This window comes from Pseudomonas sp., assembly GCF_035277045.1.
Taxonomy (GTDB): domain Bacteria; phylum Pseudomonadota; class Gammaproteobacteria; order Pseudomonadales; family Pseudomonadaceae; genus Aquipseudomonas.
This window is the reverse complement of the sequence record NZ_DATELE010000068.1, coordinates 1-17,313: the sequence shown is the minus strand read 5'-3', so window position 1 is coordinate 17,313 and position 17,313 is coordinate 1. Positions and strand designations below refer to the sequence as shown.

Sequence of the window (17,313 nt, the reverse complement as noted above, 5' to 3'; positions counted from 1 at the left end):
TTGCTGGGCCAGTAACCGGTTTTCCTTCATTGAGATACCTCAATTTCCACTGCGTGTCCGAGCTCGGCATACCGCCGCTTTAGCTCCGCAGCGAGCGTACGCTTGCTGCGATACTCGCCATGCACCAGGCGAACATTCCTCGCCGGCTGCTTCATACCCGTGGCGAATGCTACCAAGCCCGCTTGATCGGCATGCCCCGAGTACCCCGACAACGTAGCAACCTTCGCTCTCACTTCATACATCCGGCCATCCAGATCAATCTTCACAAACCCCTCAGCCGCTTCGCACGCCTGTATGACCGCCCCCGGCGTCCCCTTGGCCTGGTATCCGACAAATATCACTTCATGTCGCGGGTCTCCCAGCATGGCCTTGAGATAGTTCACGATCCGCCCACTTGAGCACATCCCATTTCCAGCTATGACAATCGCCGGGCGTCCCGTACTTTTAAGATAATTGACTACCTTCTGGTGCTGGGCATGGGATTCGATACTGATGAGCTGGCGGAAATTCAGAGGCGCGCGCCCTTGGCTCAGACGCTGCCGAGCTTCGACATTCCAGTACTGGTGAAGCTCTTGATAAGCCGCGGTAATGCGTTGAGCCAGGGGCGAGTCAAGAATTACGGGGAGCTCGGACCAGTCGATGACCTGCAGAGGATCAACAGGACCAACGCAGGCTTCGACCTGTAGCAGCGACTTGCGGAAAAGGATGTCTTCGATCTCATAGAGCAGCTCTTGGGTACGGCCAAGACTGAAAGCAGGTATGAGAATGGTCCCCTTATCCTCCAGGGCACGATCAATCACATCTTCAAGCCTCTGCTGGCGATCGCTGCGATCGCCATGAAGACGATCCCCGTATGTGCTTTCCAAAATCAGGATGTCTGCACGTTCCGGAGGTCGTACGTCTCGCAGTAGAGGGTTATTGGTGGCGCCCAAGTCACCGGAAAAGACAACTCGATGTGAGTCAGGCCGGCCAACGTAGTGGATGTCGCATTCGACATAAGCCGATCCAAGCAGATGACCGGCACGCTGCAGGCGGATACGGCAGACCAGATCTTCACGCTCGATCAGCGCATGCCACGTTTCGAACGCAAGCGCGACGATACGCTGCTTGATATGGTCGATATAACGAGCTACTTGATCCGGCTCGCTACTGATGCCTAGCCGGTAGGCGTCTTCGAGCACTAGCGGCAAAAGCCTGGCGGAGGGCTCACTGCAGATGATCGGGCCACGATAGCCTGCAGCCAGTAGCGCGGAGATTCGGCCCACGTGATCTAGATGCACGTGAGTGACGACCAACGCTTCTACGCCTGATATGTCAAAATCCAGGTGAGTCGCATCTGCACCGGCCGGGGCATCAGCCCGCTGTTCCAGACCGCAATCAATCAGAAGGCTTGAGTGAGCGTCAAGATGCAGTTGATGGCATGAGCCCGTGACGCGGCGGGTGGCACCGTGGTGGGTGATATGCGGAAAAAGGCTCATGACAATGACGCTCCAGCATGATGAAAGGAGCGACATTAGCCCACAGGCTGAGGAATATCCCTATCAGCTACAGCCTGTATGGTTGTAGGAAATAGGACGTAAAGCATGTCACGCTGTGCTGAAGCCATTCAGGGTGTCGATACGGCAGTATCACTGCTGTTTCCGGAATGCTGCTACACAGAGCCGCCACGCGCGCGCCGCTTGCTACGAAAAACTCCATAAGCGCCTAACAGCGGACCGACTGCCAGACCGATGAGCAACGCAGCCAATACCGGCACAGCCACTGGAACCACGGGAGCAGACCAGCCGAACATGACCAAACCGACAGACTGCTGATTCTCAAGCACGAAGAACAGCACCAGCGCGCTTAGTATGAGTACGAACAGCGCCCCCAGGACGCGCTTTAGATTACGCATGAGTCATCCCCGATACTCAGGTGATTTCGTGTTCATCTTCTTCGTTGACCCTGTCACGAAGCTCCTTGCCAGGCTTGAAATGCGGCACGAACTTGCCGTCAAGGCTGACCGACTGCCCGGTCTTTGGATTACGGCCCACCCGGGGGGCACGGTAATGTAGGGAAAAGCTGCCGAATCCTCGAATTTCGATGCGGTCGCCAGTGGCGAGGCATTGGGACATCTGCTCAAGCATGGTCTTGATGGCCAGCTCTACGTCCTTGGACGAAAGCAGCCCTTGATGGGTGACAATACGTTCGATCAGCTCCGACTTCGTCATATTTTTCCCTTCTTTTTCAAGCAGCTAGATCATTGCTCTGTCTGTTTGTAGCACGCTCAGGGAAATTTGAATAGGGCCGGGCTTGACTTAACAAGAAAATTCAAGAGACATGAGCCGGCGTACCGCATGGCAACGCGCCGTGACATGAACCTAATCAGTAGGCCGGACAGCCGTTCCGCAGGCTCAAATGCTAGCTTTAGTACCGAACGTTCGCAGCGTCACTCGACTGATACCGGAGCTCGCTGGCCTTGTGCCTTGACTCGCGATATTAGCTCGTAATCTTTCTTCTCCTCCGCACTGATTCTACCTTCGGTGATCCAGGATGGCAGGCTGACGCTTGCCTCCACCCGGTTCAGCTTCGAGGCAATCGCCAATCCATACATGGTCGCCATGACGATGTCGTACGCCGGAGTCAACAACACTACCTCGAACATACTCCAAACCAGAGTCACAATTGATGCGATGTATACAGATCGCCAAAAAACCGAATCTCGTCCAAGTTTGGCGAACAGCGACAGCATCAGGTACAGGTACGCCAGATAAATTACAGTACCGACACTACCTAGCAAAAGCAGCAGATTCAAAATCGAGTTATGGGGATCCCAAGCGAGACCATTGAATATATAAAAATACTCAGAGCGAGGCGTACCAAACAACGGATACTCGGCTATGTGGTAAAGAGCCGCATGCCACAAGGAAACCCGAATAGCCAGAGACTCAGGGAGTACTGTTTTAGTCACCAGCAAGAACGAAACAACTGCCGCCACAGCGATAGCCAAAGCGCCACATGAGATTTTCGGCCATCGTGCAATGATTGTTGTCCGGCTATCCAGCAGATAGATCAGTCCAGCCAACGCCAGCATCACATATCCAGTCCGAGAAAACGTGGCCATGAAGGCAAAAATCAATGCGACGGAGCATAGCCATTCCTTGGCATAGAGCGCCAAGACCAGACCATACAACACGAAGACCGCAAGATAATTAGAACTACCCAATGGTGTCGAAATTAGGTTTTTGAGCTCATAGAATGACATGCCGGGCCGGTAGTTTAAGGAAGCGTTAGCCACCATGAAGACCCCTATCAAGAGACTACCAAACAACACGCCTAGCCTGACCAACGAGTCATCCGGCCTAATCTTAGATACAACGAGCACCACAACCATCGAGTAGAAGAAACAGAAGTATACCGAAATATCGGCCTTCACGACCATATTACCAGTGAGAGCCTGAATGACCACCGGAAAACAAGCGATCGAAGGAAGCAGCGCTTGCCACCTTAGACTCTTCACACGCAAAGAGTACGCAAGCAAGGGCAAAATAAACATGGCTAGTGGCAAGGTCAGCTTTGCGTAGATATTGCCATAGAATATCGCTAGTACATATGCGAAAAATAATACGGAGGAATTTTTAAGCCAATGCGATAAGCGTTCTACACTAATTAGTGCCAGACCCATACTATTGTCAACTCACTACAGTCACGATCAAACCGCGTCTAGAGCCGTCGGTGCCGACTCCTTTTTACGGGCTCCGCATAGGGATTGCAACAGCTAACCAAGACAGATGGCTGATTAATGGCACCGTCCGTCTCGAAGTAGGACTGAAGGCTGCCTAGCGATGCGCCGGAGCATGGACATGCGTGCTGCTCAAAGGCCAAACGCGGACTGGCTCAGCGAGACTGCAGCCCCGATGAGCCAGGAAAGTGACCGTGCAGCTTTTCGGCCCTACCCGGTCGTTTCGCAACACAAAGCAAGCCCCACACCGCTGGTGGTGCTGTAAGGCAGCCAGTGGGCCAGGCGCATCGCCGGCCGAAGGCCCGGCAACACTCCTTGCCTTTGAGCCTTGGATAGCTGGACTGCCGAAGGAGCAGGAGCAACAGGAGCACCTGCGGATAGACACAAATCGCGGGCATGAAAAAGGGCGACCGAGGTCGCCCTTTTTCTTCCAATCAGAACTTAGTTCTGTTTGGCCATAGCCTGGCGCAGCAGCGCAGCCATGGTGGTGTCAGCGGCAGCTTCTGGAGCGTCTTTCAGGCTCTGGATAGCTTCGCGCTCTTCAGCATCGTCCTTCGACTTGATGGACAGGCTGATGACACGGCTCTTACGGTCGACGCTGATGATCTTGGCTTCGATCTCTTCGCCTTCCTTCAGAACGTTACGCGCGTCTTCAACGCGGTCACGGCTGATTTCGGAAGCTTTCAGAGTGGCTTCGATGTCGTCGGCCAGGGTAACGATGGCGCCCTTGGCGTCAACTTCTTTAACGATACCTTTTACGATAGCGCCTTTGTCGTTGACGGAAACGAAGTTGGAGAACGGATCGTCTTCCAGCTGCTTGATGCCCAGGGAGATGCGCTCGCGCTCTGGGTCAACCGACAGGATGACGGTTTCCAGCTCGTCGCCCTTCTTGAAGCGACGCACGGCTTCTTCGCCCGCTTCGTTCCAGGAGATGTCCGACAGGTGAACCAGACCGTCGATGCCGCCGTCCAGGCCGATGAAGATACCGAAATCGGTGATCGACTTGATGGTGCCCGAGATCTTGTCGCCCTTGTTGAACTGGCCAGAGAAGTCTTCCCATGGGTTCGACTTGCACTGTTTGATGCCCAGGGAGATACGACGACGCTCTTCGTCGATGTCCAGAACCATGACTTCCACTTCGTCGCCAACCTGAACGACTTTCGACGGGTGGATGTTCTTGTTGGTCCAGTCCATTTCGGAAACGTGCACCAGACCTTCAACGCCTTCTTCCAGCTCAGCGAAGCAGCCGTAGTCGGTCAGGTTGGTGACGCGCGCCATGACGCGGGTGCTTTCTGGGTAACGAGCCTTGATAGCAACCCATGGGTCTTCACCCAGTTGCTTCAGACCCAGCGAAACGCGGTTGCGCTCGCGATCGTACTTCAGAACCTTGACATCGATCTCGTCACCAACGTTGACGATTTCCGATGGGTGCTTGATACGCTTCCAGGCCATGTCGGTGATGTGCAGCAGGCCGTCGACGCCGCCCAGGTCCACGAATGCGCCGTAGTCGGTGAGGTTCTTGACGATACCCTTGACCTGCTGGCCTTCCTGCAGCGATTCCAGCAGAGCTTCGCGCTCGGCGCTGTTTTCGGCTTCCAGGACACTGCGACGGGAAACGACAACGTTGTTGCGCTTCTGGTCCAGCTTGATGACCTTGAATTCCAGCTCTTTGCCTTCGAGGTGGGTGGTGTCGCGCACTGGGCGGACATCAACCAGCGAACCTGGCAGGAACGCACGGATACCGTTAACGTCGACAGTGAAGCCGCCTTTAACCTTACCGTTGATAACGCCCTTGACCACTTCTTCGGCGGCGAAAGCTGCTTCCAGAACAATCCAGCACTCGGCGCGCTTGGCTTTTTCACGGGACAGCTTGGTTTCGCCAAAGCCGTCTTCGACCGCGTCCAGCGCAACGTGAACTTCGTCACCGACCTTGATGGTCAGCTCGCCAGCTTCGTTGTAGAACTGCTCGAGCGGGATGACGCCCTCGGATTTCAGGCCAGCGTGAACGGTCACCCAGTCGCCGTCGATGTCGACAACGATACCGGTGATGATCGCACCAGGCTGAAGGTTGAGGGATTTCAGGCTTTCTTCAAAGAGTTCTGCAAAGCTTTCGCTCATTTTAATTCCTGTAGATTCGGGCGAAACAGACGCCCATCAGCCACATTCCAGACAATGTGGGTTTCGTTATATTAAGAAAAGCGGACAGGACGTTGACTGGTGCCCCTGCCTGCTTTCCTGATCATCAGGCGAGGTCGCGGAGTGCGACTTCGCTCTTGATGCGTTGCAACACCTGCTCGATGGAAAGCTCCGTGGAGTCCAGCACTATCGCATCGGCCGCCGGCTTGAGCGGGGCCACTGCGCGCTGGGTGTCGCGTTCATCACGCGCACGTATCTCATCTAGCAGACTCGACAGACTAACATCTTCACCCTTGTCCTTCAACTGCAGATAGCGGCGCTGCGCCCGCTCCTCCGCGCTGGCGGTGAGGAAGACCTTGAGCGGCGCGTCGGGGAACACCACGGTGCCCATGTCGCGGCCGTCTGCGATCAGGCCTGGCGCTTCGCGGAAGGCGCGCTGGCGTTGCAGCAGCGCATCGCGGACCGCTGGCAGGGAGGCCACCCTCGAGGCACCCGCGCCGACGGTTTCGGTGCGGATGACGTGGCTGACGTCCTCGCCTTCGAGGATGATCTGCTGCAGTTTACCCGGCTCGGCGGCGATGAACTGCACGTCCAGATGGGCGGCCAGTGCCTTGAGCAGTTCTTCGTTGGTCAGGTCGACGCCGTGGTTGCTGGCATTGAAGGCCAGCAGGCGGTACAGGGCGCCGGAGTCGAGCAGGCGCCAGCCGAGCTCGCGGGCCAGGATACCGGCGACGGTGCCTTTGCCCGAGCCGCTTGGGCCGTCGATGGTGATGACCGGTGATGGGGTTTTCACGACTTGCCCTCTTCGGCGACGCGGATGCCCACTTCGGCGCACAGGGCGAGGAAGTTGGGGAACGAGGTGGCGACGTTGGCGCAGTCATGGATGCGGATCGGCGCGCTGGCGCGCAGCGAGGCGACGCTGAAGGCCATGGCGATGCGGTGGTCGCCGTGGCCGTGCACTTCGCCGCCGCCGATCTGGCCGCCGTCGATGATGATGCCGTCGGGAGTTGGCTCGCATTTGACGCCCAGGGCGATCAGGCCGTCGGCCATGACCTGGATGCGGTCCGATTCCTTGACCCGCAGCTCTTCGGCGCCACGCAGGATGGTGCGGCCTTCGGCGCAGGCGGCGGCGACGAACAGCACGGGGAATTCGTCGATGGCCAGCGGGACGAGGTTCTCGGGGATCTCGATGCCTTTGAGCTGGGCGCCGCGCACGCGCAGGTCGGCCACGGGCTCGCCGCCGACTTCACGCTGGTTTTCCAGGGTGATGTCGCCGCCCATCAGGCGCAGGATGTCGATCACGCCAGTACGGGTCGGGTTGATGCCGACGTGCTCCAGTACCAGTTCCGAGCCCTGGGCGATGGAGGCTGCCACCAGGAAGAAGGCCGACGACGAGATGTCGCCGGGCACTTCGATGCGGGTGGCGGTCAGCTTGCCGCCGGACTGCAGCGAGGCGACGGGGCCGTTGCTGTCGACCGGGTAGCCGAAGCCGCGCAGCATGCGCTCGGTGTGGTCGCGGGTTGGCGCGGGCTCGGTGACGGTGGTCTTGCCTTCGGCGTACAGGCCGGCCAGCAGCAGGCAGGATTTGACCTGGGCGCTGGCCATCGGCAGCGTGTAGGTCAGGGCCTTGAGCTTGCTGCCGCCACGGATGGTCATCGGCGGGCGGCCTTCAGGGCCGGTCTCGATGACCGCGCCCATTTCGCGCAGCGGGTTGGCGACGCGGTTCATCGGGCGCTTGGACAGCGAGGCGTCGCCGGTCATGGTGACGTCGAACGGCTGCGCGGCCAGCAGGCCGGAGAGCAGGCGCATGGAGGTGCCGGAGTTGCCGAGGTAGATAGGGCCCGGTGGCGGCTTGAGGCCGTTGAGGCCGACGCCGTGGATGGTCACGCGGCCGTGGTGCGGGCCTTCGATGACCACGCCCATGTCGCGGAAGGCCTGCAAGGTCGCCAGGGCGTCCTCGCCTTCGAGGAAGCCTTCGACTTCGGTGGTGCCTTCGGCAAGCGAACCGAGCATGATCGAGCGGTGCGAGATCGATTTGTCGCCGGGTACGCGGATGCGTCCGGACAGTTGGCCACCAGGTTGAGCCAGGAAGATCAGGTCGTTGGAGTTCATAGCGTCCACATAGGCCCGGCGGGCCAGGATTTTACTGAAATGCTCGCGGGCAACCCGAGCGCGGGTGAATACACCCAGCAGCTGGCGCCCATCCCCTGCATCGACCGCGTCGCGCAAGGCGTCGAGGTCGGTGCGAAATGTATCCAGTGTACGCAGGACGGCCTCGCGGTTGGCGAGGAAGATGTCATGCCACATGACCGGGTCGCTGCCGGCGATTCTTGTGAAATCGCGGAACCCACCGGCAGCGTACCGGAAGATGTCGAGGTTTTCATTGCGCTTGGCCAACGAATCGACCAGGCCGAAGGCCAGCAGGTGCGGCAGGTGGCTGGTGGCGGCCAGGACTTCGTCGTGGCGCTCGACGGGCATGTGCTCGACGTCTGCGTCCAGGGCGCGCCACAGGCGGTCGACCAGGGCCAGGGCCTGGGGGTCGGTTTCGGGCAGTGGCGTGAGGATGACCTTGTGGCGGCGGAACAGGGTCGCGTTGGCGGCCTCTACCCCGCTCTGCTCGGAGCCGGCGATCGGGTGGCCGGGGACGAAGCGTGACAGGGCCTGGGTGAACACCTGGCGGGCGGCGCGGGTGACGTTGCCCTTGGCGCTGCCGACGTCGGTGATCACGGCGCTGCCCAGGTCGAGGCGGGCCAGGTGGCCGAGGAGTTTTTCCATGGCCAGGATCGGGACGGCCAGCTGGATGACGTCGGCGCCGATGCAGGCGGTGGCCAGGTCTTCTTCGCAGCGGTCGACCACGCCCAGGGTCACGGCTTGCTTGCGGGAGTGGGGGTCGAGGTCGACGCCCACTACTTCGCGGCACAGGCCGGATTCGCGCAGGCCTTTGGCGAAGGAACCGCCGATGAGGCCCAGGCCGATGACGACCAGGCGGTTGATGAGCGGGGTTGGGGTTGGTACGTCAGGCACGGGCTGGGACCCTAGATAGCTGGGTGGGCGCGATGGGAGCACCCTGCCCTGATTGGGGAAGCTGGGAGTTATTGGGTCCGGTGAGGGCTTTGCCCTCATTTCGCGCGGTCCGGCGTTCCGGCACAAGGCACGCCCCCACAAGGCCCGGCTTTGCCGGGCCGGGGTTGGGATTACCTCGGTAGATTGGCTTTGCGCCGGCGCAGCCGGGCACTGGGGCTTGGCCACAGCCTTGCTTCTGTGCCGGCGAAGCCGGGTGGGGCTTGGGGGCCACACGCACCAATGTCAGAGCACCGCTTTGGGGTACGAGCCCAGCACTTTGAGGCCCACGGCTTCCTGGCTGATCTGCTCGAGCACGGCCTTGATCAGGGGGTCGCGGTGGTGGCCGACGAAGTCGATGAAGAACACGTAGGTCCACTTGCCACTGCGCGAGGGGCGGGTTTCGATGCGGGTGAGGTCGATGCCGTTGGCATGGAACGGTACCAGCAACTCGTGCAGCGCGCCGGGCTTGTTGCTCATGGAGACGATGATGGAGGTCTTGTCGTCGCCAGTCGGCGGGACTTCCTGATTGCCGATCATCAGGAAGCGCGTGGAGTTGTCCGGGCGGTCTTCGATCTTTTCCGCCAGGCGGGTCAGGCCGTACAGCTTGGCGGCCATGTCGCCGGCAATCGCGGCGGAATTCCACTCGCCTTTCACCCGCTTGGCAGCCTCGGCATTGCTCGACACGGCGATGCGCTCGACGTTCGGGTAATGCGCGTCCAGCCACTTGCGGCACTGGGCCAGGGACTGGGCGTGGGAGTAGATGCGGGTGATGCTGTCGGTTTTGGTGTTCTCGCCCACCAGCAGGTGATGGTGGATGCGCAGCTCGACTTCACCGCAGATCACCATGTCGTGCTCGAGGAAGCTGTCCAGGGTGTGGCTGACCGCGCCTTCGGTGGAGTTCTCGACGGGCACGACGCCGAAGTTGACGGCTCCGGCCGCCACTTCACGAAACACTTCGTCGATCGCGGCCATCGGCAGGCTGATCACGGCATGGCCGAAATGCTTCATGGCCGCGGCCTGGGTGAAGGTGCCTTCAGGGCCGAGGTAGGCGACCTTGAGCGGCTCTTCGAGGGCTAGGCACGAGGACATGATTTCGCGGAACAGCCGGGCCATTTCCTCGTTGCCGAGCGGGCCCGGGTTGCGCTCCATCACGCGCTTGAGCACCTGGGCTTCGCGCTCGGGACGGTAGAACACCGGCTTTTCGCCTGCTGGCAGCGCGGCGGTCTTGACCCGGGCAACTTCCTGGGCACAGCGGGCGCGGTCGCTGATCAGCTCGAGAATCTTCTCGTCGAGGCTGTCGATGCGTACGCGCAGCGCCTTGAGCTCGTGTTCGGACATCAGCCGTGCTCCTTCTCGAATTCGGCCATGTAGGCGACCAGCGCTTCGACGGCGTCCAGGCCCAGAGCGTTGTAGATCGAGGCGCGCATGCCGCCGACCGAACGGTGGCCCTTGAGGTTGAGCAGGTCGCGGGCGTCGGCGCCGGCGAGGAAGGCCTTGTCGAGGCGCTCGTCCGCCAGGCGGAACGGCACGTTCATCCACGAACGGGCATTGACGCTGATCGGGTTGGTGTAGAACTCGCTGTTGTCGATGAAACCGTACAGGCGGTCTTTCTTGGCGCGGTTACGCTGCTCCATGGCCGCGACGCCGCCCTGCTCCTTCACCCACTCGAACACCAGGCCCGAGAGGTACCAGGAATAGGTGGCCGGGGTGTTGTACATCGAGCCGTTATCGGCGGCGACCTTGTAGTTCAGCATGGTCGGGCAGCTGCTGCGGGCGTTGCCGAGCAGGTCTTCGCGCACGATGACCACGACCAGGCCGCTTGGGCCGATGTTCTTCTGGGCGCCAGCGTAGATCATGCCGTAGTCGGCAACGTTGATCGGGCGCGAGAGGATATCGGACGACATGTCGACCACCAGCGGAACATCACCGGTCCGCGGTACCCAGTCGAACTGCAGGCCGCCGATGGTTTCGTTGGAGGCGTAATGGACGTAGGCGGCGTTGGGGGTGAGGTTCCACTCGTTCTGGCCGGGAATGGCCAGGTAGTCGAAGGGCTTGGCGCTGGCGGCGACGTTGATGTTGCCGAAGCGACGGGCTTCCTCGATGGCTTTCTTCGACCAGATGCCGGTCTCGATGTAGTCGGCGGTGCCGCCTTCGGGCAGCAGATTGAGCGGAATCTCGGCAAACTGCTGGCTGGCGCCACCCTGCAGGAACAGCACTTTATAGTTGGAGGGGACGGACAGCAGGTCGCGCAGGTCCTGTTCGGCCTTTTCGGCGATGGCCACGTAGTCGTCGCTGCGGTGGCTCATTTCCATCACGGACAGGCCTTTGCCGTGCCAGTCCAGCATTTCGGCCTGGGCACGCTGCAGGACAGCGCTGGGAAGCGCAGCAGGGCCTGCGCAGAAGTTAAAGGCTCGTTTGCTCACATCCACTCTCGCTCTGTTCCAAGAAGTCAACGGGGCGACCATGGCCGCCCCGTCCGGGTTGTTGCGCTGTTATTCCTGGGGTGCCTCTTCGTCGGCACCCGCGTCGTCAGCCGCCGCGTCAGTCGTGTCGGCCACGTCGGTGACGTGGTCCGCCTCGGCCACGGCGCCCTCCTCGCCCTCCTCGATGAAGTCGTCGACTTCTTCCTCGGATGGGTCCTGGACACGCTCGAGGCCGACCAGCGTTTCGTCGGTGGCCAGCTTGATCAGGGTCACGCCCTGGGTGTTACGGCCCAGGCTCGACACTTCGCCGACGCGGGTCCGCACCAGCGTGCCCTGGTCGGAGATCAGCATGATCTCTTCGCCTTCCTGCACCTGGATGGCGCCGATCAGCAGGCCGTTGCGCCCCTTGGTGCCCATGGCGATGACGCCCTGGCCGCCACGCCCGCGACGCGGGAACTTGGACAGCGGGGTACGCTTGCCAAAACCACGCTCGGACGCGGTGAGGATCTGCGCGCCGGACTCCGGGATCAGCATCGAGATCAGGCGTTGGCCCTTGCCCAGTTTCATGCCACGCACACCGCGGGCGTTACGGCCCATGGTGCGCACGACGCTTTCAGCGAAGCGGATCACCTTGCCGGCGTCGGAGAACATCATGACTTCCTTGGCGCCGTCGGTGATGGCCGCGGCGATCAGGGTGTCACCTTCCTTGAGCTTCAGGGCGATCAGGCCGCTGGTGCGTGGACGGGCGAACTGCGACAGCGGGGTCTTCTTGACGGTACCGGAGGCGGTGGCCATGAAGATGAACGCGCCGGTCGGTTCGGCGACCAGCTCTGGGGTGTCGCCCTCTTCTTCCTCGATTTCCTCGGGCTCGACGATCTCGCCTTCGATCACCGAGTCTTCGAGCTCGTCCAGGTCTTCGTCGGCGCCGATGCTCTGCTGCAGGGCCTCGAGGTCGATCTGCAGCATGGTGGTGATGTATTCACCTTCTTCCAGCGGCAACAGGTTGACCAGCGGACGGCCGCGCGCGGCGCGGGATGCCTCGGGGATCTCGTAGGTCTTGAGCCAGTACACCTTGCCCTTGCTGGAGAACAGCAGCAGCGTGGCGTGGCTGTTGGCGACCAGCAGGTGCGAGATGTAGTCCTCGTCCTTGACGCCGGTGGCCGACTTGCCCTTGCCGCCGCGGCGCTGGGCCTGGTACGACGACAATGGCTGGGTCTTGGCGTAGCCGCCGTGGGAGATGGTCACCACGCGCTCTTCTTCCGGGATCATGTCACCCAGGGTCAGGTCGAGGCGCGCGTCGAGGATCTGCGTGCGGCGCACGTCGCCGTATTCGGCGCGGATCGCTTCGATCTCTTCGCGGATCACTTCCATCAGGCGCTCGGCGCTGGACAGGATGCGGATCAGCTCGCCGATCTGGTTGAGGATCTCCTGGTACTCGGCCAGCAGTTTCTCGTGTTCCAGGCCGGTGAGGCGGTGCAGGCGCAGGTCGAGGATGGCCTGGGCCTGTTCTGGCGAGAGGTAGTACTTGCCATCGCGCATGCCGTACTGCGGGTCGAGGTTTTCCGGACGGCAGGCGTCGGCGCCAGCGCGCTCGACCATGACTTCCACGGCGCTGGATTCCCACGGCGTGCTGGTCAGGGCGATCTTGGCCTCGGACGGGGTCGGCGAGGCCTTGATCAGGGCGATGACCGGATCGATGTTGGACAGGGCAACCGCCTGGCCTTCAAGGATATGGCCACGCTCGCGGGCCTTGCGCAGCTCGAACACGGTGCGGCGGGTGACCACTTCACGGCGGTGGCGCACGAAGGCTTCGAGCAGGTCCTTGAGGTTGAGCAGGCGCGGACGGCCGTCGATCAGGGCGACGATGTTGATGCCGAACACGGCCTGCAGCTGGGTCTGGGCGTAGAGGTTGTTGAGGATGACCTCTGGCACCTCGCCACGGCGCAGCTCGATGACCACGCGCATGCCGTCCTTGTCGGACTCGTCGCGCAGCTCGGTGATGCCTTCGATCTTCTTTTCCTTGACCAGCTCGGCGATCTTTTCGATCAGGCGTGCTTTGTTCAGCTGGTAAGGCAGCTCGGTGATGACGATCTGCTGGCGGCCGCCGACCTTGTCGATGTCTTCGATTTCGGAGCGGGCGCGCATATAGATGCGGCCACGGCCGGTGCGGTAGGCCTCGATGATGCCCTGGCGGCCGTTGATCAGGCCCGCGGTCGGGAAGTCCGGGCCCGGGATGAACTGCATGAGTTCGTCGACCGTGACGTCCGGGTTATCGATCAGTGCCAGGCAGCCGTCGAGCACCTCGCCCAGGTTGTGCGGCGGGATGTTGGTCGCCATGCCCACGGCGATACCGCTGGAACCGTTTACCAGCAGGTTGGGGATGCGGGTGGGCATGACCGCCGGGATCAGCTCGGTGCCGTCGTAGTTGGGCACCCAGTCGACGGTTTCCTTGTGCAGGTCGGCCAGCAGCTCGTGGGCCAGCTTGGTCATGCGCACTTCGGTGTATCGCATGGCCGCGGCGTTGTCGCCGTCGACCGAGCCGAAGTTGCCCTGGCCGTCGACCAGCAGGTAGCGCAGCGAGAATGGCTGGGCCATGCGCACGATGGTGTCGTACACGGCCGTGTCGCCGTGCGGGTGGTACTTACCGATGACGTCACCGACCACACGGGCGGACTTCTTGTACGGTTTGTTCCAGTCGTTGCCCAGTTCGCTCATCGCATAGAGAACGCGGCGATGCACGGGCTTCAAGCCATCACGCGCATCGGGCAGTGCACGCCCGACAATGACGCTCATCGCGTAGTCGAGGTAGGACTGTCTCAGTTCGTCTTCGATATTGACCGGGAGGATTTCTTTGGCCAGTTCGCCCATGAGAAGCCTGATTCCTTTTTCTGGTGAAACTTCGTTACATCCATAGGGGGGCGAACGAAGCTCGCCGCCGCAGCGCTTGGCCATGCGACGACTTACGACAAATCAACGAGTTGAGGCATGGATCTGCGCAAAGAAGGCCGCCTGTGTGAGCGACCTTGGAAACCGTCGGATGTTACCACAAAGGTAGGGCGCTTGGGAGGGTGGGGAGCGGTGGTTGTGTGAGGGTTGGATGGGGGTGTTTTTTTGTGTCTGGGGCGGGGTGGCTGGGGGGGCTTGTGGGTCTGCCGTCAGGCCCAAGGGGGCTAGCGCACTGGACGGTTTCAATGGCGTGGCCCGGCTGCGCCGGGCCGAGGCGAGAGTGGGGCCGAGCCTGCGGCCGGCACGGTGTCTGGGCCTCTGGCTGTATGTCGGTGGAAACGGGACACTGAAGCGGAGTGCTGCCGTCCATACCCAGCCGGTGTAACAGGCGAACAGCAGATGGCCCAGGCGCCATGCCGGCCGCAGGCTCGGCCACACTCTCGCCTCTGTGCCGGCGCAGCCAGGCACTTTGTGGGAGCGGGCCTTGTGTCGCGATTGGGGCGCGCAGCGGCCCCAGAATCTTGTAGGCGCTGCAGGGGCAGCCGAATGCATGCGGTGCCCCCTGCCGCTACCGCACAACGCGACAACCCTGCGCCCCGGCGAGGGCTACGCCCTCGATCGCGACACAAGGCCTGCTCCTACAGGTGCTCGGCTGCGCCAGGCACCAGGCTGCATATCCGGCAACAATGCCGCAATGGCAGTACGCGCTTCACGGGCTACCGTTTTCGGCTCAATCGATGAAAGGAGTCGGACATGGACAGTCCACACAGCAATCTGCTGCGCCGGGGCCGGTTTTCGGAACCAGGCAGGCCTTACCTGATCACTGCGGTCACCCATCACCGAACACCGCTTTTCAAGGATTTCAGGCTGGCACGCCTGGTGATACGGGAATTGCGCCGCACCGACCAATCGGGCGCGTGCCGGTCTCTGGCGTGGGTGGTGATGCCAGACCACATCCACTGGCTATTCGAATTGGGAGACTCAACGCTGGCAAGCCTGATGTGCCAATTCAAGTCACGCACCAGCTGTGCGCTCTACAAGGCGTGCAGCCATCAGGGCGCGATCTGGCAACCGGGCTACCACGATCGCGCCCTGCGCAAGGAGGAAGACTTGCGCAGGACCGCACGCTACATCATCGCCAACCCCATCCGCGCGGGCCTGGCCGAGCACGTCGGCCACTACCCCCACTGGGACTGCGCCTGGCTGTGATCAGTGCAGCCGTTTGCGGCACATCAGCTGCGCGAGCTTGGCGGTGTCGGGGCGTTCGACGATGCCTTTTTCGGTGACGATCACGTCGATAAGGTCCGCCGGGGTCACGTCGAACACCGGGTTGACGCCGTCGACACCAGCGCCGAGGTGCTGGCCTGACAGGGCCAGCAGGTCGCGGGCGGCGCCTTCTTCGATGTAGACATCCTCGCCACTGGCCAGGTTGAGGTCGATGCTGGAGCTGGGCGCCACCACCATGAAGCGCACGCCGTGGTGCATGGCGGTGACGGCAAGCTGGTAGGTGCCGATGCGGTTGACCACGTCACCGTTGGCGGTGATGTGCTCGGCACCGACGATGACCCAGGTGATGCCTTTGGTCTTCATCAGGTGGGCTGCGGCGGAATCGGCACTGACGGTGACGGGGATGCCGTCGGCCGCCAGCTCCCAGGCGGCCAGGCGCGTGCCTTGCAGGCCGGGCCGGGTTTCGTCGGCGTACACGCGCTCGACCATGCCTTCGAGGTACGCCGCGCGAATCACCCCCAGGGCGGTGCCGAAACCGCCGGTGGCCAGGGCGCCGGCGCTGCCGTGGGTGAGCAGGGTCTGCTCGCTGCCCTGGTGCTTGCGGATGAGGTCGGCGCCGAACTGGGCCATGGTGAGGTTGGCTTCGCGGTCGCTGTCGTGGATGGCGATCGCTTCGGCCTGCATGATCGACAGCACGTCTTCGCTTTCGCGCACCCGCAGCAGGCGGTCACGCATGCGGTTGAGCGCCCAGGCCAGGTTGACGGCGGCAGGCTGGGTCTCGGCGAGGGCTTCGAAATCTTCTTCAAGCGCCCTCTCCCAGTCGTCATCGACGCCCAGGCGCGCGCGCAACCCGAGGACGATGCCGTAGGCAGCGGCGATGCCGACCGCGGGGGCACCCTGCACCACCTCGTCGCGAATGGCGCCGGCGACGGCCGCGGCGCTGGCGAGCGGCAGCCAGCGGGTCTCGAACGGCAGGCTGCGCTGGTCGAGCAGATGCAGGATGCCATCACACCACTTGATGGACGTCACCTTCTCTGCCGCCAAAAGTCGCTCGCGCATTGCTTCTCCCCATCGTTCGGACATCAAAAGCGGGCGATTATAGCGAGCCTCAGGCGCGGACGCTCGGGTATACTGCGCCTTTCGCCCTTCAAGCCCAGGTAACCTGCATGCCTACACCCGCCGCGCCTCTCGACCTGCTGCTCCTGCCTGCCTGGCTGGTGCCCGTCGAACCGGCCGGGGTGGTACTGGAACACCATGCCGTGGGCATTCGCGAGGGGCTGATCGCCTGGATGGGCCCGCGCGAGCAGGCGCCAGCGGCGCTCGAAACCCTTGAGCTGCCCGGCCAGCTGTTGGCCCCGGGGCTGGTCAACGCCCACGGCCACGCCGCGATGACGCTGTTCCGCGGGCTGGCCGACGACCTGCCGCTGCACACCTGGCTCGAGGACCACATCTGGCCGGCCGAGGGCCGCTGGGTCGACGAGGCGTTCGTGCGCGACGGCACCGACCTTGCCATCGCCGAGCAGCTCAAGGGTGGCATCACCTGCTTCGCCGACATGTACTTCTTCCCTAAGGAGGCCAGCGAGCGGGTCCATCAGAGCGGTATCCGCGCGCAGATCAGCGCCCCGCTGCTGGACTTCCCGATCCCGGGCGCGCGCAGCACCGAAGAGGCTTTGAACCTCGCCGTCGAGCTGTTCAACGACCTGCGCCACCACCCGCGCATCACGGTCGCGCTAGGACCGCACGCGCCCTACACGGTCAGCGACCAGAACCTCGAGAAGATCCGCGTCATCGCCGAGG

Annotated in this window: 13 protein-coding genes; 2 read left to right on the top strand and 11 right to left on the bottom strand. The window is 62.1% G+C overall.

Annotated features, from left to right (window positions below; translation table 11 throughout):
* Positions 1 to 26: 26 nt before the first annotated feature.
* From VJS90_RS02995 to gyrA, 10 genes are all read right to left on the bottom strand, one after another.
* Positions 27 to 1,478 carry an MBL fold metallo-hydrolase gene (locus VJS90_RS02995; protein ID WP_324118956.1) on the bottom strand — a complete coding sequence of 484 codons (1,452 nt, stop codon included), beginning with the start codon at positions 1,476 to 1,478 and terminating at the stop codon, positions 27 to 29.
* Between the two features lie 173 nt (positions 1,479 to 1,651).
* On the bottom strand, positions 1,652 to 1,894 hold the full coding sequence (locus VJS90_RS02990) for a DUF1049 domain-containing protein (RefSeq protein ID WP_324118954.1): 243 nt from the start codon (positions 1,892 to 1,894) through the stop codon (positions 1,652 to 1,654).
* 16 nt (positions 1,895 to 1,910) lie between these two features.
* Complete coding sequence (gene ihfB / locus VJS90_RS02985; RefSeq protein WP_158460159.1) at positions 1,911 to 2,210, bottom strand: integration host factor subunit beta; 300 nt, start codon at positions 2,208 to 2,210, stop codon at positions 1,911 to 1,913.
* Between the two features lie 218 nt (positions 2,211 to 2,428).
* Entirely contained in the window at positions 2,429 to 3,664 is a 1,236-nt protein-coding gene (locus tag VJS90_RS02980; RefSeq protein WP_324118950.1) for an O-antigen ligase family protein, read from the bottom strand.
* A 498-nt stretch (positions 3,665 to 4,162) separates the two neighbouring features.
* Positions 4,163 to 5,839, bottom strand: a complete 1,677-nt coding sequence (gene rpsA, locus VJS90_RS02975; protein ID WP_324118948.1) for a 30S ribosomal protein S1 — start codon at positions 5,837 to 5,839, stop codon at positions 4,163 to 4,165.
* A 124-nt stretch (positions 5,840 to 5,963) separates the two neighbouring features.
* Positions 5,964 to 6,650 carry a (d)CMP kinase gene (cmk, locus tag VJS90_RS02970; protein ID WP_324118946.1) on the bottom strand — a complete coding sequence of 229 codons (687 nt, stop codon included), beginning with the start codon at positions 6,648 to 6,650 and terminating at the stop codon, positions 5,964 to 5,966.
* Positions 6,647 to 8,881, bottom strand: coding sequence for a bifunctional prephenate dehydrogenase/3-phosphoshikimate 1-carboxyvinyltransferase (locus tag VJS90_RS02965; protein WP_324118944.1), 2,235 nt, complete (start codon positions 8,879 to 8,881; stop codon positions 6,647 to 6,649). Before VJS90_RS02965 ends, cmk begins: the two co-directional genes overlap by 4 nt.
* 282 nt (positions 8,882 to 9,163) lie before the next feature.
* Positions 9,164 to 10,258 (bottom strand): prephenate dehydratase, encoded by a 1,095-nt coding sequence (gene pheA, locus VJS90_RS02960; RefSeq protein WP_324118942.1) that lies wholly within the window; start codon positions 10,256 to 10,258, stop codon positions 9,164 to 9,166.
* Entirely contained in the window at positions 10,258 to 11,343 is a 1,086-nt protein-coding gene (gene serC, locus VJS90_RS02955; protein WP_324118940.1) for a 3-phosphoserine/phosphohydroxythreonine transaminase, read from the bottom strand. Before serC ends, pheA begins: the two co-directional genes overlap by 1 nt.
* Positions 11,344 to 11,412: 69 nt before the next feature.
* Positions 11,413 to 14,211 (bottom strand): DNA gyrase subunit A, encoded by a 2,799-nt coding sequence (gyrA, locus tag VJS90_RS02950; RefSeq protein ID WP_324118938.1) that lies wholly within the window; start codon positions 14,209 to 14,211, stop codon positions 11,413 to 11,415.
* 831 nt (positions 14,212 to 15,042) lie between these two features.
* On the opposite strand from gyrA, the gene VJS90_RS02945 reads away from it, so the two are divergent.
* Positions 15,043 to 15,498: an REP-associated tyrosine transposase gene (locus VJS90_RS02945; protein ID WP_324118936.1), complete on the top strand. Its 456-nt coding sequence runs from the start codon at positions 15,043 to 15,045 to the stop codon at positions 15,496 to 15,498.
* Here VJS90_RS02945 and mtnA read toward each other — a convergent pair whose 3' ends face one another.
* Complete coding sequence (gene mtnA / locus VJS90_RS02940; RefSeq protein WP_324118934.1) at positions 15,499 to 16,575, bottom strand: S-methyl-5-thioribose-1-phosphate isomerase; 1,077 nt, start codon at positions 16,573 to 16,575, stop codon at positions 15,499 to 15,501.
* 107 nt (positions 16,576 to 16,682) lie between these two features.
* Here mtnA and VJS90_RS02935 point away from each other — a divergent pair.
* On the top strand, positions 16,683 to 17,313 hold a 631-nt coding region (locus VJS90_RS02935; protein ID WP_324118932.1), incomplete at its 3' end, for an amidohydrolase family protein.

Bases quoted from the DNA above. Each gene is read 5' to 3' on its own strand.
- mtnA (WP_324118934.1), bottom strand. From the start codon at position 16,575: ATGCGCGAGCGACTTTTGGCGGCAGAGAAGGTGACGTCCATCAAGTGG.
- ihfB (WP_158460159.1), bottom strand. From the start codon at position 2,210: ATGACGAAGTCGGAGCTGATCGAACGTATTGTCACCCATCAAGGGCTG.
- gyrA (WP_324118938.1), bottom strand. From the start codon at position 14,211: ATGGGCGAACTGGCCAAAGAAATCCTCCCGGTCAATATCGAAGACGAA.
- VJS90_RS02980 (WP_324118950.1), bottom strand. From the start codon at position 3,664: ATGGGTCTGGCACTAATTAGTGTAGAACGCTTATCGCATTGGCTTAAA.
- VJS90_RS02945 (WP_324118936.1), top strand. From the start codon at position 15,043: ATGGACAGTCCACACAGCAATCTGCTGCGCCGGGGCCGGTTTTCGGAA.
- VJS90_RS02990 (WP_324118954.1), bottom strand. From the start codon at position 1,894: ATGCGTAATCTAAAGCGCGTCCTGGGGGCGCTGTTCGTACTCATACTA.
- VJS90_RS02995 (WP_324118956.1), bottom strand. From the start codon at position 1,478: ATGAGCCTTTTTCCGCATATCACCCACCACGGTGCCACCCGCCGCGTC.
- rpsA (WP_324118948.1), bottom strand. From the start codon at position 5,839: ATGAGCGAAAGCTTTGCAGAACTCTTTGAAGAAAGCCTGAAATCCCTC.
- pheA (WP_324118942.1), bottom strand. From the start codon at position 10,258: ATGTCCGAACACGAGCTCAAGGCGCTGCGCGTACGCATCGACAGCCTC.